Annotated in this window: 38 protein-coding genes; 8 read left to right on the forward strand and 30 right to left on the reverse strand. The window is 37.2% G+C overall.

Annotated elements, in window-relative coordinates; translation table 11 throughout:
• Position 1 precedes the first annotated feature (1 nt).
• From A6B45_RS08035 to A6B45_RS08110, 20 genes are all read right to left on the reverse strand, one after another.
• Positions 2–1,285, reverse strand: coding sequence for a PBSX family phage terminase large subunit (locus A6B45_RS08035; RefSeq protein WP_072614103.1), 1,284 nt, complete (start codon positions 1,283–1,285; stop codon positions 2–4).
• On the reverse strand, positions 1,285–1,773 hold the full coding sequence (locus A6B45_RS08040) for a terminase small subunit (RefSeq protein ID WP_072614104.1): 489 nt from the start codon (positions 1,771–1,773) through the stop codon (positions 1,285–1,287). The genes A6B45_RS08035 and A6B45_RS08040 overlap by 1 nt, the downstream gene beginning before the upstream one ends.
• A gap of 64 nt (positions 1,774–1,837) precedes the next feature.
• Entirely contained in the window at positions 1,838–2,437 is a 600-nt protein-coding gene (locus A6B45_RS08045) for a hypothetical protein (protein WP_072614105.1), read from the reverse strand.
• 105 nt (positions 2,438–2,542) lie between these two features.
• Positions 2,543–3,052 (reverse strand): hypothetical protein, encoded by a 510-nt coding sequence (locus A6B45_RS08050; RefSeq protein WP_072614106.1) that lies wholly within the window; start codon positions 3,050–3,052, stop codon positions 2,543–2,545.
• A 93-nt stretch (positions 3,053–3,145) separates the two neighbouring features.
• The gene (locus A6B45_RS08055; protein WP_072614107.1) at positions 3,146–4,372 is read right to left on the reverse strand and encodes a metallophosphoesterase family protein; all 1,227 of its coding nucleotides are present in this window, start codon (positions 4,370–4,372) and stop codon (positions 3,146–3,148) included.
• Complete coding sequence (locus A6B45_RS10480) at positions 4,372–4,542, reverse strand: hypothetical protein (RefSeq protein ID WP_167361462.1); 171 nt, start codon at positions 4,540–4,542, stop codon at positions 4,372–4,374. Before A6B45_RS10480 ends, A6B45_RS08055 begins: the two co-directional genes overlap by 1 nt.
• Positions 4,543–4,643: 101 nt before the next feature.
• Positions 4,644–5,285, reverse strand: a complete 642-nt coding sequence (locus A6B45_RS08060) for a hypothetical protein (RefSeq protein ID WP_072614108.1) — start codon at positions 5,283–5,285, stop codon at positions 4,644–4,646.
• A 478-nt stretch (positions 5,286–5,763) separates the two neighbouring features.
• Complete coding sequence (locus tag A6B45_RS08065) at positions 5,764–6,156, reverse strand: DUF722 domain-containing protein (protein ID WP_072614109.1); 393 nt, start codon at positions 6,154–6,156, stop codon at positions 5,764–5,766.
• Between the two features lie 10 nt (positions 6,157–6,166).
• A complete protein-coding gene (locus A6B45_RS08070) occupies positions 6,167–6,352 on the reverse strand; it encodes a hypothetical protein (RefSeq protein ID WP_072614110.1) in 186 nt (61 codons plus the stop codon).
• Positions 6,353–6,592: 240 nt separating this feature from the next.
• The gene (locus A6B45_RS08075) at positions 6,593–7,015 is read right to left on the reverse strand and encodes a hypothetical protein (RefSeq protein ID WP_072614111.1); all 423 of its coding nucleotides are present in this window, start codon (positions 7,013–7,015) and stop codon (positions 6,593–6,595) included.
• Positions 7,016–7,074: 59 nt separating this feature from the next.
• Entirely contained in the window at positions 7,075–7,242 is a 168-nt protein-coding gene (locus A6B45_RS10485) for a hypothetical protein (protein WP_167361463.1), read from the reverse strand.
• Positions 7,239–7,679, reverse strand: coding sequence for a hypothetical protein (locus A6B45_RS08080; protein WP_072614112.1), 441 nt, complete (start codon positions 7,677–7,679; stop codon positions 7,239–7,241). Before A6B45_RS08080 ends, A6B45_RS10485 begins: the two co-directional genes overlap by 4 nt.
• 2 nt (positions 7,680–7,681) lie before the next feature.
• Positions 7,682–8,080 carry a hypothetical protein gene (locus A6B45_RS08085; RefSeq protein ID WP_072614113.1) on the reverse strand — a complete coding sequence of 133 codons (399 nt, stop codon included), beginning with the start codon at positions 8,078–8,080 and terminating at the stop codon, positions 7,682–7,684.
• The gene (locus tag A6B45_RS08090; RefSeq protein WP_072614114.1) at positions 8,073–8,294 is read right to left on the reverse strand and encodes a hypothetical protein; all 222 of its coding nucleotides are present in this window, start codon (positions 8,292–8,294) and stop codon (positions 8,073–8,075) included. The genes A6B45_RS08085 and A6B45_RS08090 overlap by 8 nt, the downstream gene beginning before the upstream one ends.
• A gap of 116 nt (positions 8,295–8,410) precedes the next feature.
• The gene (locus A6B45_RS08095) at positions 8,411–8,914 is read right to left on the reverse strand and encodes a putative HNHc nuclease (protein WP_237048947.1); all 504 of its coding nucleotides are present in this window, start codon (positions 8,912–8,914) and stop codon (positions 8,411–8,413) included.
• Complete coding sequence (locus A6B45_RS10585) at positions 8,896–9,114, reverse strand: hypothetical protein (RefSeq protein WP_237048948.1); 219 nt, start codon at positions 9,112–9,114, stop codon at positions 8,896–8,898. Before A6B45_RS10585 ends, A6B45_RS08095 begins: the two co-directional genes overlap by 19 nt.
• Entirely contained in the window at positions 9,114–9,452 is a 339-nt protein-coding gene (locus A6B45_RS08100; protein ID WP_072614115.1) for a hypothetical protein, read from the reverse strand. Before A6B45_RS08100 ends, A6B45_RS10585 begins: the two co-directional genes overlap by 1 nt.
• A gap of 4 nt (positions 9,453–9,456) precedes the next feature.
• Positions 9,457–9,531 carry a hypothetical protein gene (locus A6B45_RS10695; protein ID WP_409359794.1) on the reverse strand — a complete coding sequence of 25 codons (75 nt, stop codon included), beginning with the start codon at positions 9,529–9,531 and terminating at the stop codon, positions 9,457–9,459.
• A complete protein-coding gene (locus A6B45_RS08105) occupies positions 9,509–9,736 on the reverse strand; it encodes a hypothetical protein (protein ID WP_072614116.1) in 228 nt (75 codons plus the stop codon). The genes A6B45_RS10695 and A6B45_RS08105 overlap by 23 nt, the downstream gene beginning before the upstream one ends.
• Complete coding sequence (locus A6B45_RS08110) at positions 9,729–10,532, reverse strand: hypothetical protein (RefSeq protein WP_072614117.1); 804 nt, start codon at positions 10,530–10,532, stop codon at positions 9,729–9,731. The genes A6B45_RS08105 and A6B45_RS08110 overlap by 8 nt, the downstream gene beginning before the upstream one ends.
• A gap of 151 nt (positions 10,533–10,683) precedes the next feature.
• On the opposite strand from A6B45_RS08110, the gene A6B45_RS08115 reads away from it, so the two are divergent.
• Positions 10,684–11,604, forward strand: coding sequence for an IS30 family transposase (locus tag A6B45_RS08115; protein WP_012268558.1), 921 nt, complete (start codon positions 10,684–10,686; stop codon positions 11,602–11,604).
• On the opposite strand, the gene A6B45_RS10380 is transcribed toward A6B45_RS08115, so the two are convergent.
• From A6B45_RS10380 to A6B45_RS08135, 5 genes are all read right to left on the reverse strand, one after another.
• A complete protein-coding gene (locus tag A6B45_RS10380) occupies positions 11,563–11,757 on the reverse strand; it encodes a hypothetical protein (RefSeq protein ID WP_157884979.1) in 195 nt (64 codons plus the stop codon). The genes A6B45_RS08115 and A6B45_RS10380 overlap by 42 nt on opposite strands.
• 140 nt (positions 11,758–11,897) lie before the next feature.
• A complete protein-coding gene (locus A6B45_RS08120) occupies positions 11,898–12,554 on the reverse strand; it encodes a hypothetical protein (RefSeq protein ID WP_072614118.1) in 657 nt (218 codons plus the stop codon).
• A complete protein-coding gene (locus A6B45_RS08125; protein WP_072614119.1) occupies positions 12,551–13,465 on the reverse strand; it encodes a recombinase RecT in 915 nt (304 codons plus the stop codon). The genes A6B45_RS08120 and A6B45_RS08125 overlap by 4 nt, the downstream gene beginning before the upstream one ends.
• A gap of 2 nt (positions 13,466–13,467) precedes the next feature.
• A complete protein-coding gene (locus tag A6B45_RS08130; protein ID WP_228117375.1) occupies positions 13,468–13,806 on the reverse strand; it encodes a hypothetical protein in 339 nt (112 codons plus the stop codon).
• A gap of 84 nt (positions 13,807–13,890) precedes the next feature.
• Positions 13,891–14,109 carry a hypothetical protein gene (locus A6B45_RS08135; protein ID WP_072614121.1) on the reverse strand — a complete coding sequence of 73 codons (219 nt, stop codon included), beginning with the start codon at positions 14,107–14,109 and terminating at the stop codon, positions 13,891–13,893.
• A gap of 93 nt (positions 14,110–14,202) precedes the next feature.
• Between A6B45_RS08135 and A6B45_RS08140 the strand changes: the two genes are divergently transcribed.
• A complete protein-coding gene (locus A6B45_RS08140) occupies positions 14,203–14,754 on the forward strand; it encodes a hypothetical protein (protein WP_072614122.1) in 552 nt (183 codons plus the stop codon).
• A gap of 156 nt (positions 14,755–14,910) precedes the next feature.
• On the opposite strand, the gene A6B45_RS08145 is transcribed toward A6B45_RS08140, so the two are convergent.
• A complete protein-coding gene (locus tag A6B45_RS08145) occupies positions 14,911–15,636 on the reverse strand; it encodes a phage antirepressor KilAC domain-containing protein (RefSeq protein WP_072614123.1) in 726 nt (241 codons plus the stop codon).
• A gap of 5 nt (positions 15,637–15,641) precedes the next feature.
• Positions 15,642–15,884, reverse strand: coding sequence for a hypothetical protein (locus A6B45_RS08150; protein WP_072614124.1), 243 nt, complete (start codon positions 15,882–15,884; stop codon positions 15,642–15,644).
• Positions 15,885–15,952: 68 nt separating this feature from the next.
• On the opposite strand from A6B45_RS08150, the gene A6B45_RS08155 reads away from it, so the two are divergent.
• Complete coding sequence (locus A6B45_RS08155; protein WP_072614125.1) at positions 15,953–16,162, forward strand: hypothetical protein; 210 nt, start codon at positions 15,953–15,955, stop codon at positions 16,160–16,162.
• On the opposite strand, the gene A6B45_RS10385 is transcribed toward A6B45_RS08155, so the two are convergent.
• Together A6B45_RS10385 and A6B45_RS08160 are read right to left on the reverse strand one after the other, a co-directional pair.
• Entirely contained in the window at positions 16,140–16,286 is a 147-nt protein-coding gene (locus A6B45_RS10385) for a hypothetical protein (protein ID WP_157884980.1), read from the reverse strand. The two genes, A6B45_RS08155 and A6B45_RS10385, sit on opposite strands and share 23 nt — an antisense overlap.
• Positions 16,287–16,302: 16 nt before the next feature.
• A complete protein-coding gene (locus tag A6B45_RS08160; protein ID WP_072614126.1) occupies positions 16,303–16,518 on the reverse strand; it encodes a hypothetical protein in 216 nt (71 codons plus the stop codon).
• A 79-nt stretch (positions 16,519–16,597) separates the two neighbouring features.
• Here A6B45_RS08160 and A6B45_RS08165 point away from each other — a divergent pair, with 79 nt between their 5' ends.
• The gene (locus A6B45_RS08165; RefSeq protein WP_072614127.1) at positions 16,598–16,978 is read left to right on the forward strand and encodes a DUF2513 domain-containing protein; all 381 of its coding nucleotides are present in this window, start codon (positions 16,598–16,600) and stop codon (positions 16,976–16,978) included.
• Here A6B45_RS08165 and A6B45_RS08170 read toward each other — a convergent pair.
• Positions 16,949–17,173 carry a hypothetical protein gene (locus A6B45_RS08170; RefSeq protein WP_072614128.1) on the reverse strand — a complete coding sequence of 75 codons (225 nt, stop codon included), beginning with the start codon at positions 17,171–17,173 and terminating at the stop codon, positions 16,949–16,951. The two genes, A6B45_RS08165 and A6B45_RS08170, sit on opposite strands and share 30 nt — an antisense overlap.
• Before the next feature lie 285 nt (positions 17,174–17,458).
• Here A6B45_RS08170 and A6B45_RS08175 point away from each other — a divergent pair, with 285 nt between their 5' ends.
• From A6B45_RS08175 to A6B45_RS08190, 4 genes are all read left to right on the forward strand, one after another.
• Positions 17,459–17,797, forward strand: a complete 339-nt coding sequence (locus tag A6B45_RS08175) for a helix-turn-helix domain-containing protein (RefSeq protein WP_061515069.1) — start codon at positions 17,459–17,461, stop codon at positions 17,795–17,797.
• A gap of 12 nt (positions 17,798–17,809) precedes the next feature.
• On the forward strand, positions 17,810–18,088 hold the full coding sequence (locus A6B45_RS08180; RefSeq protein WP_061515070.1) for a hypothetical protein: 279 nt from the start codon (positions 17,810–17,812) through the stop codon (positions 18,086–18,088).
• A gap of 62 nt (positions 18,089–18,150) precedes the next feature.
• Positions 18,151–18,720: an Ltp family lipoprotein gene (locus tag A6B45_RS08185; RefSeq protein ID WP_072614129.1), complete on the forward strand. Its 570-nt coding sequence runs from the start codon at positions 18,151–18,153 to the stop codon at positions 18,718–18,720.
• A 143-nt stretch (positions 18,721–18,863) separates the two neighbouring features.
• Positions 18,864–19,910, forward strand: coding sequence for a site-specific integrase (locus tag A6B45_RS08190; RefSeq protein ID WP_072614130.1), 1,047 nt, complete (start codon positions 18,864–18,866; stop codon positions 19,908–19,910).
• Positions 19,911–19,976: the final 66 nt, after the last annotated feature.

Consider the following 19,976-nt stretch of genomic DNA (forward strand, 5'->3'; position numbering starts at 1 on the left):
ATTACCTTCCTAATCCTAATTGCTTAAATGCTTCCATGCGATCAGTGGTGCTCTTTCTAGTCATGATTAATGGCTCTGCTGCGTATCTCATGGCGTCCATCAAGTGGTTATTTTTATCGACAGCCTTACCAACCCAACCGCCCTCTTTGTCGGTATCATAAACATACGAATTAAGTTCTTCTATGGTGTGTTCAAGCGCTGGCAATACATGTATTTTGAAGTCTTGTAAATAAGTAACACCAAACATAATTTCATACTTGTGTGCACGTTTCATGCCTGATATACCTTTGTTTTTCAACTCTTGTATCATGCGGTCACCACCGTTAGCATAATCAGCTCTAATATCACCTTGTTGATAGCCATGAACGTAGAGCCATCTAAATATTTCATCAGTTAGCATGTGCTGCTTATACATTTCTTTGTAGATATAAACATCTTTTGTCCTGCTATTGATTGCATACTCGATAAATGCAGTAGGGTCTGGTCCATATCCCCAATCCATTCCACGTACAATACGAGCGTCTTTAACAACTTCTCTAACGTCAAACTTCTCAACAATAGTGTTTTCATATATCAGACCTTCTGCAACGCCCCACTCGCCATCAACAGCAACTCTTGCACGTCTCGGATTGCGTTCCTTCATCTCTAAAAGACGATTAACGTAGTCTTCATCAAGGAATGGATTGTCTTTGTAGGTGGTTGTTATGGCTAATGAGTTATCAACCCTAGTATCTTCATCAAAGAATTTAGGTTTCAACCAATGACGTTCGTTCCAGGGATTAAATGTCAATATGGTTTGATAAAAGCCGTCTGGATCATCAATCACACCACGCATAGATTCATCAACCGTTTCAAATGATTCTTCTAACTCCATTTGATAGGCTTCTTCAACCCATAAGCGACACAAGTTACCAGTCTCAACAGATATTGACGTGATAGACAGTGGTTTATCAGCACCGCGGAACAGTATCTTTTGTCCTGTTGGTTTATACGTTATTTCAGGCAGTGAGCCATTGAATTGAAAAAGGCTACCAACGCCCATGCGATTAGCAACCTTTTGTAATAATGTGAATGTTGATTGTCTGTTAGTGTTTGCGTATCGTCTCAATACAAGCCAGTTCACGTATGGTTTTGTCACAATATCAAGAATGACCTTTGTGGCTACACCCTCACTCTTACCGCTACCACGGCTACCTTTGTAGGCAATATAGCGTGCTTTACTGTTAAACAAAGGTGCATAAGCTTTGCTGACCATTTTAGGTAGATTCCAATTGATTGTAGGCATTAAATATCCCCCTCAAATGGATTGATGTTAATAGTGATGTCACCGTTATTACCAGATAGCAGCTCTGCTTTCTTTTGTGCAATATCAGCTTCAGCGCTCAACTTGCGTATCTGCTGTTCAATAAGCTTGTCGTTGTTCGGATAACGTTTAAGTATCTCTTTCAAAGCGCTAATTCTTGTCTTTAAATCTGCTTCTTTCTCGACTTTCTCAACGCTCACAGGAGTTGCCACAACGACCGTTTCTTTCTCTTCACCTCTAGCTATACTAGTAAGCAGTTCAACGGCTTCTGTGTAGCTCATAACACGGTTTGACGCTATATTGGCCATGCACTTTTCTATGTATTGCTTTAAAGTAGTATTTTGTAGTAATTTCGGGGCATTTGTATTAGCATATTTTTTGCTATAACCAGCTTCAATTGCTGATTGAGTAGCGTTTCCAGTCTTGATATACTCATCAGCAAACTTCTTCTGCTTTGGCGTTAATTTCATGTCATTGTGTCACCTCCTTTCAAAACTGGTACAAAATAAAAAAGCCGTCAGGCTTTTAAGTTAATTATTCATAAAATATCTTATTTTGGTTTAGATTGTTCAAAATAATAGAGTATGTTTCAGGATGTTTTCTTGATGAATCAAGTACGAAAGATTGGTCTACAAAATCATCTAACAAAGAGAAATCTAAGTATCCTTCCTCTACATCATTCGTAGTCACAAGGATAATCAGCTTCGAGTGGTCATTAGAAATTGCCGACTGCAGTTTTTCTAAATCTCGCTCTCCGCCTTGAGCAATCACTGACTGTATCGGGTAGTATATTGAAATATCTGAACTAATTGGGAAGAACTGGTTTTGCTCCCATTTGTCAACATCTATATTTTTATGAGCAAGTACAAAAGGTTTACTGGATGTAAAAGTTACTTTCATTTCTTTAAAATATCTACTAAATGCCCTTTGCAATAAATTTTTTGTGTGCCCTAACACTCTAGTTCTCAAATTAATTGTTGGATTATCATTGATCTGAGTTGCTGCAGCAAGAACGTCTATAACTTTATCATCGTCACAGAACCCTTTAACTAAAATAACATGTATACCGTCGTCCAGATACGATTGTTTTATCTCTCTAAATAATTTTTTATCTTCTTCTTCGAAAATTTCCATATTATTTTCTCCTTTTGCAGTAATTATACTACTAGAGAGACATGGGTTGGATTAGAAAATAAAAAAACACAAAATATATTCTTGTAATTCAACGGTGTCATTTAATCACTTTTTAACTTCTAGAGTCTTCCCACAATTTAAGCAAACCAATGTGTTTTTCTTTCCTTTTTTGCCAGCAAATCCAGCCGCACCACCTGCAATGAAGCCCAATCCACCAGTCATCAACCCCAATCCGACGGATCCAGCTACTGACTTGCCAAATGAATACTTTTTAGAATTGTCACCGGCTAGTTGAAAATCGTGCCCTCCACAATTCTTACAAGTTATTTGTTTTTGTTCTTGAAGTTTAGACTCACGCTCTTTTTGTTTCGCTTCTCGTTCGTTTTGATTTTTTTCTTTCATTTCAGACAGCGCCTCATTTAAATCTACATCAGACTTTATGTCTAGACGTTCACGTTTTAATGTATCAAGGGCATACTTATTTGCTTCAGGGTTTTTGAATGCCCATTTACCAGATTCCCAAATTGACATTGCATTATATTCGTCCCAGTCAAAGTGCAAACGCTCTTCTACGTCCATATTACGATATTCAATTGATGGTATCTTCTTTTCCATTTATTTTCTCCTAAATTTAAATACAGTTTAATTTTAGCAGAATATTAAAAAATTGTACTTATTAAAAAAACAGCATAATTTCACATATCATCATTATTCAACCTCATAAGTAGCCAACAACCTTTCTTTACCAAATTCAAGCAACTGCAAATGCTTACGTCCCATAGTATAACCGTTAGCTTTTTCGTATGGATCATTAGGTTTTGCTGTCCCAAATTGCCACATCATGACACCGTCAACATCGGTTTTCTTTTCTGTGTGAAAATGTCCGCTTGCAACCATACGATACTTTGAATGTGCCCAAATGTCAGGATATTCATTAGCAAACAACATCGGCAAACGTTTCAAAGCTAAATTACCGTGAGCCACCATGATACCGACTTTATCAAAACTAAATGCTAGCCTTTCCGTGTTCAACTCATTATCAAACTCAACCTGTGGATATTTTTTAGACATCCCCCAAATAAATAGATATTGACTATCAGTATCATGATTACCAGACACAGCCTTAACCTCAACTGTGGGTGAATACTGTAAGCTCATTTCAATGATTGTACCGATGAATAATTCAGCTTCATTCAATGCTTTAATCGTCTTCACGTGATCTAATTGTGTGTTGCTGGCTGTCTGTGTTTTAGTAATGAAATCACTATGTAGCACATCACCGCCAACAATTATTTCCACACGCTTATAACCCTTTTTCAGAATGTTCCCAATCTGATTAATATGACTTTTTAACATATTCAATTTAGTGATACCAAAGTGTAAATCAAACAGGCTAATCACCAAAGACGTCTCACCTTGCTGGATATTTTTCACTTCAATAGGTTTAACATTACGATTCAACGCCTCAATTAAATCATCAACATTGAATTTAACCACGCGCGGTTTAACAGTAATCTTTGATTGATACAAATCAACTGGATCACTATCCTTACTACCCATTTGCCAAAAATTGTTTTTTAGTGAAATGATGTCCCACTTAGTTGAATCAAAACCGTGCGCACGTAACACAAAATCAGGATTTTTTGCCTGTTCACTAGTCATTTGAATGCCTGTGATAGATGTTTGAGAACCATCTTGATTGATGACGATTTCAGTACCACGTTTTACATCTTTCACTTTGCTCGTATTCTTTTTCGATTTGTCATATCTACTGCTAGTATGTCCTGTTGATAGGTATCGTGAAACAGTCCGTCTACTTAAATTGACACCAAATTCATCAAACAACTTTTGAGCTATTTTGCTAGATGACAACCCTTGCTTACCTAACTCTGTAACCCTATTTTTATGTTCATCAGTCCATTTGATACTGGCCATCACTGCCACTTCCTATCTTCGTAAAAAGCATCTTTGCGCTTGTCTGTATTCGACTTGCGTTTAGATGCCTTCTTGTGTTTCTTATTATATTTTTGTTGCCTGTCTAACCTGCGGTAGATGTTTAATTCATCATTACTGGCGACAAGTCCATACTCGTCATCTATTTTCATAGTTTTCTCCAAACAAAAAGTCCAACCTGCGTATCTGTTTTAGATTCGCAAATTGGACCGTGTATTTTTATGTATACAATCAATGCAAGCGACTGTTATTACTACATTTTATTTATAAAATAAACAACTAGAGCCAGAATAATAAATAGTACCGCAGCTATAATTATAAGTTTTATCGTTAATGGCATCTTTATTCCTCTCTTTGTTCTTTTAACTTCTATCTTATATATTTTATAAGCTTCTTTATACTTAGGTAATTCCTTTTGAAAGTCATTTATTTTAGACTGAATTAAAATAAATGCGCCCATATTTTCTCCTGTAAAATCTTTTTTCAAAGAATCAACTACTTCAGCAAAATAAACCATGAGTATATAGGTATCATCTGTTTCGTCTTCTTGATAAATATGTTGAAGCATGGATGTCAAAATAACAGTTGTTTTACCAGATGCAACAGCAATAGTTCTTGTAATCAAACCTTGTGCTTTAGATTGAGTAAAATTTTTACCCATAGTATTAAATATTGTCAACCATTCATTTTGAATGTTTTTCAAATCTTCACCAGAATTTTGTCTATAAAATTGTTCTATTTGCAGTACTTGCGCATTTCTTTTTTGAAATTTATCTCTCAACCAATCAGGTGACTTAGTCAAGTAAGCAATCAAAACTAATACTATTATAGACAACAATACATTGGTAGCTGATAAATTTTCAGCTAACCATTTAACAATTTTCCACTCTTCCATCACCGTCTCCTAAGTTTTTAAAACTATAGAAGATTATACCAATATTTTAAATAACCGGTAAAGTGAATGGTTGGATTCGAACCAACTTTTTCACCCGAGCCAAAACGGATCTGTGTTACATTCACCCACAGAAATCACCTAACTAGTATAAAGTCGCACTATGGAAGTCACTTTAAAGACTTTGGCGACTATGGTGAAAACTGTTATCTCCTAAAAGGAGTATTGACAGGGTAAGGATTTGCACCTTACAAACGATATTTCTAACCCAGTTGCTCATGTAAGGTACTGGAGCGGTCTGTTCCGCGACCTGTCATAATGATAGATATTTCAACCTATCTATTTTACATTACCACTAATCCTTTTTCCGAAGTGTGTGCAACGTTGCTTTTAATGGATTAGCAATAACCCTGTTTCAAATTATCTGATATTAACAATATAACCCTATATTTATGCATAAAACTGCATAAAAACCGCAGTGTTATAGGACTGCACCTAATATGTGTTTGACTTCTGTACGCCAAGCGATTGCTGTTCTTTCTGATATGTGAAACTGCTGTGCTACCTTAACCCACGTGACAGACTTGCTTGCATAATAATACGCAACTACTTTCTGCTTGTCTGGCTCAAACGTGGCTATCCAGCGCTCAACGTCTTCCTTTTGCTTTTTGAGACTGTTAAGGTATCTATCCTGCTCAATACGTATCACCATGTCATCAACTGGACGTGTGTGTTTATTCTGTGCTCGACCACCTCCAATATTCTCATCAACTTCTTGACTGTCATACCGTATCGTTTCTATACGCTGTTTAATTCTTAATTCGAGACGACCAGAGAAGTAGTCTCTCAAAATGCTATCAACTCTATCCGCCATGTCACCCTTTCTACTCCACTGGTACTGCCCTTCCAAATTTAAACAGCTTCAACTGTTGTTTCGTCTCTTTACTCAATTTATTCATGACTGCTTGTGCGTCAATCAAATTACCGTGCGTCTTACCCGATGTCTCCCACTCGTCATTATCTGTCTTGCGATAACCCACGATGTACACTTCTATGTCTATGATTTTCATGAATCCCCCTTCTAAATGTTATAATGTTAAAAAAACGATCGGATAACTAAGCATGACATTGCTATTACTTCACGCTTTAATCTATTTGATGATTATTCTACTGCTGATTACTCTTCTGATTGGCTTTTTAATACATAGTCATGGCACGAAAGTGATTTCTATTTTTGGTATAACGGTGCAAGTGTTGATATTTGTCTTTATAAATCATTATTTGAGTTGAGCCACACCTTGCTCATCTAACTATTCGTCAACTACCTTGATTGTTTCTGGGTGTAACCATGCTTGCATAAATGGCACAGTATACTTTTTCATGATTTCATCAGTACTTTCGCTATTTTTTGCAAATGATCCAGCCATTGTTTGATAACCGTTTGTTAGACCACGAATGTCACTAGTCCCAAGCATGGTTTGCATTTCACGTTTACTGTTAGAATCAAAGATTGCAAACGAATCAAATAGCTGTTCGTCTGGATATTTCTTTGCACTGTCAAAATATTTTTTTCCTTCAGCTGGCATCTCAACAGTTGGCGCATATTCTTGTTTTAGGTCCTCAAAAATATCACTTAAATCGGATATTAATACTTCTGCATCACTAGCTTCATCAGGTATCTGAAAAGGTAATGAACTATCTACTATTTGGTTCCACGCTTCATCAAACGTCATTTTCGCCCTCCAAAAACTTCCGTAAATCATCTGTGGATTTCTTGTGCCATTCGTTCATGTTAATCACCCTTCCTCATAAATACATAAAAAACAGCTGCATCAAGACCAAATATAATTACGTATGTCACTGCTAATTCAAAATTGATAACCATGAACAATCCAGCGATAACGCTAATTAGCATTAGCAAGATAGATATTGTTAGTCCTGTGATTTGTAGTTTTCTCATAAAATTACCTTACCTTTATTAATTTCATAACCCATTTCTTTGGCATAACCATATATCGATGATTCGTTACAGCCAGATTGTTTAGCGATTTCATGAACGTCTGTAACGCCAGCTTTCGTCAACTGTTTAAACTTCACTACTCGTTTTTGCTTGGCTTCTGACGGCGTTTCTTCTGGCGCTTCCACGAGCCCTTTTTCAATTAACTTTCTGCGCTTGACATATATTTGAACAGTGGTTTTACCAATCGCGTTCGAAATTGCCCTGAATTCTTTACCTTCATCAAGCATAGAAATTAATGTTTCCGTTTGTTTATCGCTCCAATGGCTTGAATTTTCACCGCCTGGTTCTATTTTTAATTTTGACTGCATCCACTCGGCAGCCATGTCAAATCCGAATTTTCTTTCCTTGTCACAAAATTCAGCTGCATAGTTCGTCATTATTATTTCTCCAGTTCGTATATCTCCAATCGCGGGTTATCTTTGTCGATATAAAAATCATGATCATATCCGTTGATGTGTTTGATATTGTCGTTCCCTAAAAACGTCACCCCTCGCACGTTTGCTTTTTGCATGCCGTCGAATATGAACTTCTTTATGAAATCCCAATTATCTGGGTCAATTCGTCCGTCTGCTAAATACCAGTCAAATTTCAATTTACAAGGCCAATTAAATATAATGCCATTAACCATGGCTTGTTCAACTATTCTTTTAGCATATAACGTCCCCTTCTTTTTCAATCCGGAACCCGCATATCTATTCGTTCTTTCTGCATTTATATACTTATTCAAAGTTTTATCTCGGTACTGCTCAATATTGAAATAAATTTTATTGTTATTCATCTTCTAACTCGACCATTTCTAACCTCCCTTTGGTTTTGTATTTTTTGTCAGATACAAATCTATTGACATAAGACGGACGTGTCATGAACATTAAATGGTCAAATTTTTTACCCGTCTTTCTAGCAATTTCTCTAGGTGTTCCCTCTGCAATAAATTCATCACCTTTGAACAATGCCCAAATTCTTTCTGCTTTTGGCTTTATCTTTGTTACCATAGTCCTTCCTTTTCATTTGCTTTCACGTCCACAGAAACCGTCCTATTTGACGTTTTAAATGTTGTTTAGTATTTGTACATAAACAGCGTTTAACGCCTTAAAACGCTTGTTATTGTCTATCTGGTATTTAATCTATGAACCTCTGCTATGCGCTCATCTATCTTGATGCCTGTCAGGTGGTATTTCTGTAAGAATGTCTCAATTCCTAAGGAGTGCGCCTCCTGATGGTGGATACGACATAATTGCACGGCTCTGAGTTTCAAATGGTTAGTCTTGCGCCTGTCTACACCTTGACCAATCGTGTCTAAATGGTGCAGGTCACTAGGTCTCTTGCCACATATCACGCAACACTTGTTCATCAGACACTGATATTCCCAATGCGCTATTTCCTGTGGTTCTAATTCATTCAACGGCTTCACACTCAAACCGATATTATGCAAAACTGCATAATCTAATAACATGTTGATAAACTCGTTTGTATCTGACTTATTGCCCTTGACTGCGCTCAGACTAAATTCGCCAAAGTCTAAACCGTGGTAATACTCGTACGTGCCGTAAAAGTGTCTTCTTGTGCTTTCTACGGTCTCTAACCATGCTCCACCTACTTTTGTGACAACCAAATGTCTTTGAGCAATGCAAACGCAAATCTACGCTGTTTTGGTGTCGGCTCATTATCATCACTAGCTATCACTGACAGAACTTGTTGCTGATTAGTTGTGTGATACTTCTGCAATGTGCGCAAATCTTCATCGCTCATTCGCAATGTGACTAACCCTTTGTTTGGATCTAGCTTATTCACTTGTCCAAATAATTCAGTCACTATTCGTCAACTACCTTGATTATTTCTGGGTGCAACCAAATCTGCATTATGTCCTCTATATTTTTATCAGTCATGCCACCTTGCTGATGCTTAAATAATCTTCCACTAAACTCATCTAGATATGACCAATCGCCACCATCTCCATTGTGAATAACCCTTGGTAAATCATTTGCTCTTAAATTATTTTTAGTGTAATTAAGTTCATCAACTTGTTCTTGAGTCATCTCCACGGTCGAAGCATATTCTTCACGAACGCTAGATAAAACGCTAATAACCGCTTCCAAATTCATATCCTCAAAGTTGGCAATTAAGTAACGTCTTGCTTCATCAAATGTCATTTCTTCACTCCTCCAACATTTCTGGGTTTTCGTGTATGTTGCCGACGATCGTTAACCTATCCCACATTGCTACATCTATTAATTTTCCAACGTAGCCACCCTCGCAAAAAAAATTGTCCTTCTTCATTTTGATGAACACTTGCATGGGTTGATAAAAATACTAATCGACCATTATCTTCTGTCTCTTCTATCAGCAGGATGTCTCCCGTATGAATTTCATTGTTGAATTGGTCGATTCCACCCGTTTCAATCGAACCGTCAATATGTTTAATCTCTCTAGCCATGTTTCACTCCTAACTTCGTTTGTATTCCCATCTCTTTTAATTCAGCAAGCTCTTTGGCGACATCTGACACATCAACATTCGATTCTGCTACTGGTCCGGTTATCATCTGTGGCTCTACTCGTTGTGGTTTATTGCCATATCCTTTGTTGCTGGTTTTCTTAACTGGCTTCTTGCCGTCTCTATATCCGAGTTCACTAGCTTTATCTGAATACTTGTCAAAGTTACGAGCTATGGTGCTTGCTGTCGTGTTCTGCAAAATATCATCGTTCCAACTCATTACGTAGTTGATAACGTCTTCAAATTCTTGGACACTAACATTTTTAAAGACTAGTCCACTGAACGTACCCTGATTTGCCACACTCCTACCAAGTGCTTTGTTGAAGATGTTTAGCATTTGTTGAGCAGGTGTTTCTGTGCTTTGCTCTATTTTTGACGATTCGTGGTACGATTCGTCATACGAATGGGGGTACGATTCTTCATTGTCATTGTCATTGTCATTGTCATTGTCATTGTCATTAGATTTTAACTGCCGTCTTTTCATTTCTTCCTCAAACAATGATTTGATTGTTGAATCAAAACTCCTTAACGACTTGTTCCAGAAACCCTGCATACGTTCGTAGGTTTCTTTGATAAGTTCGCTATCTTCGACTGCGTTTAACTCTTTTGAAAGCAGGTCACTAACTGGTTTACCGCCCTTTACAATGCTATATTTCAATGAATTAATGACTGATATTTCGCCAGTTTTTTGACTATATAGAATATTTTTGTATTTTGTTTCAAAGCGTTGAATCAACACTGCAATAACTTCTTGCGTGTATCCTGTTTGAAAGCTAATTATTTTTTTTGGTAGTGGCAGATTGTAAAATTAAACCGAACACCTTGCATAAAAAAACTGCAGAGACTTTAATGGTAATTGACTAAAATCAACCATAAAGGATCTGCAGCTTATGTCTTCTAGTTTATCAGCTCACGAACGTTCTGTCATTGAAACAATGATCAAACTTAATCATTCAACTCGAGAAATAGCCCGTTTCTTAAAGCGTTCTCCTGCAACTATTACCTACGAGTTAAATCGAATTAAACCATACAATGCACAACAGGCTCATCATTTAGCCCAGTGTAATCGGCACAAACACGGTCGCCATCCGACCCTAACACCTGAAATATCAGCTTTTTTGAACCATCACATTGGTATCTTGAAGTGGTCACCAGAAACGGCTGCTCATGTATTGGGCATTGCTTTCAAGACCATCTACAACTGGATTCATCATGGTTTGCTTAAAATTAAGTTATCAGATTTACCTGATAAAGGTATTCGACGTAAACGTCAATCTGACGGCCGTAGACGTGTTTTTGCTCATGGCCGTTCAATTGAAAAACGACCAAAAGCTGTCCAATTAAGACAAGAATTTGGTCATTTTGAAGTTGATACGATGCAATCTGGTAAAACACGTGGCGATGTTTTAGTGACCATCACAGAACGATTGAGTCGACAACATATCATGAGACATGTCAGTGGGCGCAATAGTCAGGCAGTGACACCAGCTATTATTAGGTTTTTCAAGGGTATAAAAAATGCTAAATCAATTACAGTTGATCACGGTCGAGAGTTTGCAAAATATGATGAAATAGAAGAACAGCTAGGCATACCGATGTATTTTGCACACCCATATTCACCAGAAGAACGTGGTAGTAATGAAGTGCTAAATCGATATGTCCGTCGTTTTATCCCAAAAGAACGCAAAATTGAAACCATCAGTCAGAAAGAATTAGATCAAATTAATCATTGGATTAATGCCAGGCCAATGAAAACGCTCAACTGGCAATCACCACGAAAAGTCTTTCAGAAACATGCGGTGTTCGGATGATTCTTGCAATCTGCCTAGTTTATAAATTCCTAATTGAGTTGATTCAGGGTTTGTCATTAGATACAATAAAAAGTATTTGTCTTCAACCGAGAATGTATCGATAACTTTATTGTCATTCCAAAACCTTGTATCAACGATTCTTTTTATTGCCACTGTTACCTCCTTTGGGCTTCACACCCTTTCGTGTGGTTACGCCACATCGTCATCATACGAATGAACATCAACGAATTGAGCGACTTAAACTCTTTTCACTGGTTAATCAGTTTAGTGACGATGATCGGGTCATAACGACCTTAATTTAATTGTTTGGCGATTTCGGAAAGCATTTGTTTGAAATCTTTACCAGTGTAAATATCGTCATCTTGAATATCGTCCCAAAGTTTCGAGAACTCATATTTAATTGCTCTTTTTACTCCCTGAACTTCTGTTAGTTTAGGTGGTTCAGACTCCAATGCTTTAGCCTGAACAAATTCTAAATTCAGCAACTTTGTTAGCGCTCCGGTTGGTTTACCGGTAGCAGTGAAATTGCTAATCTTTAACCAGTCTGCCTTAATGGTTAATGGTGTTTTAAGTTGATACGATTCATTACGTTCATCAATTTCTTTTTGCAACACTGGTTGTAATTGCTTTAGACGGCCAACATTCCACGTATTTTGTTCTTCCGTGATATCCTCAATGATTGAATCGGCAGTATCTTTAACGGCGAATAAACCACCATTGCGCTCAATTAATTCTTGTTCATAATCCTTAACATTTTGCTTCACTGATTTCTTGATTAAGTCAGATACTTGCTTCATGTCTTTTTTCAAAGCAGCCATACTTTGAGCATCTACCTTGCTACTAATCGTGGTCACTTCAACACCGTTCAACGTTGCTCGTAAATCGTTCCAGTTCTGTGCCACACCGTTTTCAAAGCTAATCAATGGCATTACTGTTTTTGGCTCACTCATTTCACGTCCTCCAAAGCTTCATTCTTTTCAGCAAAAGGATTAGGCGCATCACCTGTATCAACTCCAGAAAACGGATTATCGCTTTTTTCTTCTGGTTGATTATCAATAATTTCTGGTTCAACGTTTTGATCGTCAGTAGTGATTTCTTCTGTTTCCGGAGTAACATCACGTGCTTCACGTTCGTTCTTATCGTCTTCTGCAATAGCTTGCGCAACCTTAGTTGTCTTAGGAGCAAACTTAAGCAAGTCTTTCATCACGGTTTTAATCGCCATTGCATCAAAATCTGTGTACCATGGTGTCTGTGGTGTTTTACCGTATTTGTCTTTATGGTCTGGCCCCTTATAGGTTTGACTATACTTCAAAGCGTGGTTAATCACTCGTTGGATTGGCCAATACTTGACAATGCGTTCACCATCTAAGTAATAAAATGCCAAGTATCCAGCTACTGGACTTTCACCATCTACATATGGATCGTAGTTTTCATTTTCCATTGTGAATTCATCAAATACATAGTTGTAATGTGGCTTGTTCGCTTCATAAACAACGCTTCCACCCAAACGACCAACACGACCGGTATTCTGTACAAGTTTGATAATTCCTCGATAGCCTAGTTGGAACTGAGCTTTAACATCCTTGGTTACCCACTTACCATCTACCTTTGCTCGCTTTCCATATGGAATGACGTAGGCTTCACCAAGGTCTGGTAAGACGGACAAATCAAGAATGGCGGCTCGCATTGCAGCGTTTGTTAGATCATTCATATTTGTTTTTGCTAAGTCTGGGTTCAATGCCACTACTGTTGACAATCCACTTAAGAAACCAGCCGCATTGTCTTTCAATATTTCCTCAAAATGCTTTTGCATCTTGTCACTGTTAATAATTTTTTGAACTTGTGCTACTTCATTTGCCATAGTTACTTCCACTCCAATTCTTTAATTGCTTCTTCACCATACGTGCTATAAGGCGTTAATATTCCTTTGTACACACCGTTTAGGCAGTTCTTTTCCAAACACGTACCAAGTGCTTCACCGGCACAAACAACTTCTTTCGTTCCGACTTTGACCACATAAACGAAGTAGCATTCTTTTTGCAATTCTTCATAAGTCATCCACATAAAGTCAGCTTCATCTGTATTATTTAATGCATAAACATACAAACATTTCTCGTGAAACGGAACGGCTTCTTTTCCCTCAAAATAATCATGCTCAAAATCATTTCGTGGTTGATATGGTTCGGGTAATGTCACTACCATTTGCATTTACCTCGTTTCTTGCTATAATCGAGATATAAATTTCATTCCAATAATTTATATCTAGCGCTTTAACTGCTCCAACAGTTAGGCGCTTTTCTTTTGCCTATAAACATCACTTGCTCTTTTCAGTGGTTTATCTTCACTAAGGTTGTTAACAATTCGTGTCGCCTGTGCGTAGGTGTATCCGTCCTCAATTAACGACTGACGGAGTATTTCTGCTTCGGCTATATCGAATTTATGTTCGTCATATATGAAGTAGCTCACTCCTACTGCTATGACGATGATTCCAAATACTATGCTCATGTTTACACCTCCTTTATAATGTTTTATTGTTTGTGTGGTGCTATCATTTAATTACTAGTTAAATTGCTCAACTCCAATGAAAGAAAGATAAATATGAAAATTCAGATGATTACCATTCTTGTAGCCTTCTTTACACCTTTTTTAGCTGCTGCCTGTGCTTATTACTTTTCTGTATCCAAGAAACATCAGCTTGAAAACCAAGAGGAAGCCTATAAAAATTACTATGCTCCGTTAATGGGCTTACTCACTCATTACCAACTTTCTGCTATTTCCTACGGCATAGCTGTTGGTGCTTCTAAACAAGGAAGTTTTCAATTCAAAGGACGAGTAAAAGTTGATAACAGACTACGTGATTTGGTTAGAAATAATATTGCATATGTCCCCAAAACAATCGGATCTAAATTGCACCAATTTTTAATGTCAAGCGATGATTTCTTTTATCAAGAAGGTGAAGATTATAAAGACTATGAGCACTACGCCATGCTCGCCTCTGAATCTTTCGATTTAATTATCATAGAATCATTAAAAGAAGCATCAGTATTATCAAGGAAGCTAGGATACCCAGACGTAGCGGAAGAACTGTTGAGTGAGTTCCTGAAGTCTTTTGTGGCAAAACCAACAAATCGTCATTTGGTACACGGCTAGGACTAACTAACGTTATCCAAGCGCCATTAGTGAATTTGTACAAGTGATAACTTTCCGGTATCCATAAATCGCCTTCTTGTGGACTGTCGGGGTTAACCCAAGAACAAAATATTTTGTTGCTTGTTCCAGTTTTATGATCAGCTTCCATTACCTCTCCTATGCTGCTTGCAAAAACTTATTAATAAAGTATTGCTGTCCCTTACCAGTTACCTTTGGTGTCTTAGTTGTTACGTTTACCCCATTTGAGTTAATGTGGTTATGTTCCTTGATTTCAAACAATCCCATTTCCATACTCTTTTGAGTTGGCATGTTGTAGTCTGTTCCCTTACGGCGTATTAGATAGCCATTTTCACGCAACCATGTAAACAATCGATTAGCGCCTGTATCAATGCCGTTCTGTTTCAACAACTTAGCTAGTTCGCCAACCAAGATACTTGTTTGACTTGCGCTCACTGCATCAGCGAACAATGCTTTGGGTTTCATTTCAGCAATCAAGTTATCCTTATGATCTAATTTCATCTGTGCAATAGTTAATGCGCGCGCCATAATCTGGTCTGGGCTGTTCCATGCTTTTTCAACTTGAATGAAGTACATACGAACTTGCTTGCCTTTTTCAGTTCCAGACATCAGCGCAATTTGCTTAGCAGCATCAACCGTCAATATGTAATCTTGTACTCGTTGTACTGCCCCATTATTAGATTGCGGGGGTGTGGTTACATCCACGCCCTGATAATCTTCATTTTCAATGAGTTGTTTTGCGTTTGTTTCAAACCACTGACTGAAGCGATAACTCTTTTTGACTTCTAATGCCTGATACAATTCACGGGCATTTACTTGCGCTTCGCCTTGATCGTTTTGATTAATCTTGATAATTTCTTCCATGTTATTTACCTTCCGTAAAATTTTGTGTGTGAATCTATCCATTCCTGAACTGCCTTTTTCGGATAACCATCTTTCATATTTGGTTGTTCGATATAAGGAAATCCATCTGAATAGATATATTTATTAACGTTGTTTATGCCAACTCCTAGAAACTGAGCCAACTCTGTTTTATCCATGATTTCTGGTAATTGACTCTTGTGGAAAAACTTTATGATTTCATCTAGTTGTGCAAGTAGCTGCGTTACCATCCGATCACTTCCTTTCTAATGTTTGTTTTGTGCTATCCTTTAGTTAATGACATGAAAGGAGAAACACAATGATAAAATTTGGAGATTGGTTAGCTGAATTCAAAGGTGTTGATAGACCAATAGGTGACTTAGCAAATGATATGATAAGTGAAAATGCTATTGATACTTTCAACAAAGTTACATCTGTTGATGAATTGCCTTCTAACTTAACTGGAGAAGTTTTAACTGTTGCAATTCAGGCTTTTGAATATTATCTTATTGATACTTCGGTACAATAATTAATGTGTAATCATCTGGCAGTTCAATTTCTTTTGAAGCGTATTTGAGTCGTATTTTTACATTGGCGACATCTTCGCTCTCAATTAATTGGGCTGTTTTTGTTTTGCCTGCGTTATACTCCATGTTTCTCACTTCCTTTCTAAATATCTTGAATATCCAACAGCTGTCTAACTTTGGCTCGCACCTCTCGTGATTGTTTGTTGATGGCGTAGGTGTTAATCGCTAAACTCAATACTGCTTCAGTAACACCAATCGCATTAGCTAGATCACGTTGGGTCATATCTCGGTCGAATAGACCGTCTTTGACGCGCTTTTTGAACATTTTTGCTGCGTCCACAATCATTTGTTCTGTCATGTTGCCTCCTTTCTGTGTGTTTATGCTATCCTTTAGTTACTGGCTCATTCGCCTAGTAATCGAAAGGAAAAATACGAATATGAAACTTAACCATGACTTAGTTCGGCTTTTGTTATTAGACATTGAAAATTCAGATAGCCCTTATGGATTTTCAACATCCGAAATTAACAATTTTCGGGAAAAACACGGTTTTAGTAAAAACGAAATAGGATACACAGTTGCGAAATTAAACGAAGCCGGCTTTATAACCGGTAATAACCATCAGGCAGATAATGATCCATTCTTTATCATCATGCCGGGAAATCTCACTTATGCCGGTCACGAATATCTTGACAATATCAGAGACAACAAAATTTGGCGTGAGACCAAAAAGCAAGTTTCAAATGTTTCAAGTGTTTCTTTAAACATTATTTCTCAAGTCGCTGCTGCATTAATCTCCAAAGCGGTGGGTATTGATTAAAAATTCAGTACCATCAATCCAAACAAATAGGTCTGCATTGATGTTGAAATCGTCAAATATTTTTCGAACTAGTCCCTTATGCGGAAAAACAGCTAAATTCAAATCTCTAGTTGCGCCTGTCACAACGGGGATTTTTTTGTTGCCGTCAACATAGAAATATAAGTATTGGTATTCCCTAGTTATTGTTTCAACCATATCTCTCTCCTTTCCTACAAAACTTAGTAAGTTTCATATAATTAGTTGTAAGTTATCATTGACTAGTTGGATAAATTCAACTATAATGACATAGTAAACAAGCATAAACAAAGGACTACTAACCTTATCACTCCGCCAAGATAGATAAATTTGTAGGTGTTTTTGTTTTGCTTAAAACTTAGTAACTAACTTACAATAATTAGTATAGTTCTTTATTTCCAACTTGTCAACGATTTCTGTTGGTTTTTTAGAACTTTTAATTCAAAAGAATGTATAGGTGTTGAGATGACAATAATTTTCGATAAAATAAAAGAAGTTTCTAATTTAAGAGGTATGTCAATTGATGACGTCAACTATAAAGCCGGATTGAGCAATAAGGCAATTTATGGGTGGAAAAAATCAACCCCGAAAGCGGATAACCTCGAAAAGGTAGCAGATGTATTGAATGTATCAATGGACTATTTACTTGGCCGAATTGATGAAATGAATCCCACTGCCTCAAATGACCTGACAGAGCCTCAAAAACAAGTTGCCTACTTCATTGACCCTCAGGCTACAAAAGAAGATATTGAGCAAATAAAAAAACTCGTCGAAATCGCAAAACTCTCAAAAAGAAGATTGTGAGGCTCACGATGTATGACGAACGTAGAATTTTATATAGATAAATTTCCGGATTACACATTTTATGGAATTGAAGTCCCGCACCACTGGTACTATGGAGAAGTGAACAAAGTTGGGGACGAAGTTATTATCTTCGTAAATATTTTGCAACCTGAATGGCAACAGATAGATACTATTGTTCACGAGGCGGGTCACGCTTTATTCAATATGTATGGTGATGACAAAAGGTGGTCAATGAAAACGATGTTAGCTGAAAAACAAGCAGAATATGTATCAAATCATTTTGACATCTAAGGTATAATTTAATTATTATGTGCTAAGCATCCACATTAAAAAGCTTTAGGAGATATTGAGATATGAGTAAGAAAATCGTTGGAGACGATGGGAAGACTTACGTGCAAAAGAAGCCTTTTTATAAGCGCGTATGGTTCTGGATTCTTGCAATAGTAGTTGTGGCAATTTTTTCGAGCGCAATGAGCAGTGATTCTAATGAAAGTTCATCAAAATCATCTAGTTCAACACAATCGACCAAAACGGCTGACAATTCAACGTCGTCAGAAACAAGTTCATCTAGTGAAGAAGCTTCTAGTTCTTCGAGTTCTGAAAAGCCAAAAGTTTCAGCTGAATTTACATCAGCTCTGACAAAGGCTACGCAATATGCTAATATGATGAGCATGTCAAAAGCTGGCATATATGACCAACTCACATCTGATGCCGGAGAACAATTTCCGGCAGACGCTGCGCAATACGCGGTTGATAATGTGAAAGCTGATTGGAACAAAAACGCCTTAGAAAAAGCAAAGCAATACCAATCAGAAATGAGCATGTCTGCTGGAGCTATTCGAGATCAACTTACTTCCGAAGCTGGTGAGAAATTCACACAAGATGAAGCAAATTACGCTATTCAACACCTGAATGATAACTAGTCAATGCCCTTATGGGCGTACATAAAAAAGCACACCCCAACCTGCAAAAGTTCACTGGGTGTGCTAAAAGTATACTACAAACGCACGGGGCGTTCTATTAGATTATAACAGATATAAGTCCTCTTTTTAAGGGAGATTTTTGTATGGCTTCAATATATAAAAGAGGTAAAACATTTACCGTTAGTGTATCCGTCCCTTATCAAGGCGGATATAAAAAGAAAACTAAATCAGGTTTCAAAACAAAAACCGAGGCAAACCAATGGGCTATAAAAACGGAAGGATCTAAGATTGATGGTGACATTGACTTTAAACCGTCACAACTTCTTTCTTCCTATATAAGTGAATGGATTGATACATATAAAACAGACGTATCACGTTCAACTCATGTTGGTTATGAAATGACTTTGAAAGCTGTTAGCGAATACTTTGAAAATACATCATTAGATCAAGTAACCCGTCACGATGCGCAAAAATTTTTAAACGAATATGGGCTCTCTCACTCTCTTGCTACTAGCCAAAAAGTCAAAGGACATTTAAGTGGCATATTAAAGGATGCCGTAGCTGATGGAATAATAAGGGTCAATCCTTTTGAAAGAGCAAAACCGCATGGTACTAATGCCAAAGATAGCTCACTAAAGTTCTTAGAATATACTGACTTTAAATGTTTTATAGAATATCTAAAAGAAAACCATGAGCCAACTCATGATATTATGTTAGTAGCTTCTTTATCAGGTGCTCGATTGGGAGAGGTATTAGCCCTTACCCCTAATGACATCGGTAATGGAATAATCAATATCAGCAAATCTTATGAAGAACGTTTGAATATTGTAAAAGAGCCTAAAACTCCTAGTTCAATCAGAACTGTAGATGTTCCAGAATGGTTAACGGATTACTTACTTACATTATCCAAAGACAACGATGAAAGATTATTTGATCGTCAGCAATCCAGTGTCAATCGTGAACTGCAGAGAATATTAACACGATTAGACATCCCCAAAAGGATTACTTTCCACGGACTAAGACACAGCCACGCTTCTATGTTAATTTCTCAGGGGGTTGCTGTAGAATATATTAGTGAAAGACTAGGTCACAAAGATATCTCTATCACTCAAAAGACATATTTGCACCTCTTACAAGTTAAGCGAAATAAGGAAATTTCGCACACCATCACGCTTCTTAATTCACTATAATTTTCAATATTTACTACAGTTTTACTACAAGGGTATCTAAAAACCTTACGTACCAGTACCCCTAAA

This window comes from Leuconostoc suionicum, assembly GCF_001891125.1.
In the GTDB taxonomy this organism is placed as follows: Bacteria; Bacillota; Bacilli; order Lactobacillales; family Lactobacillaceae; genus Leuconostoc; species Leuconostoc suionicum.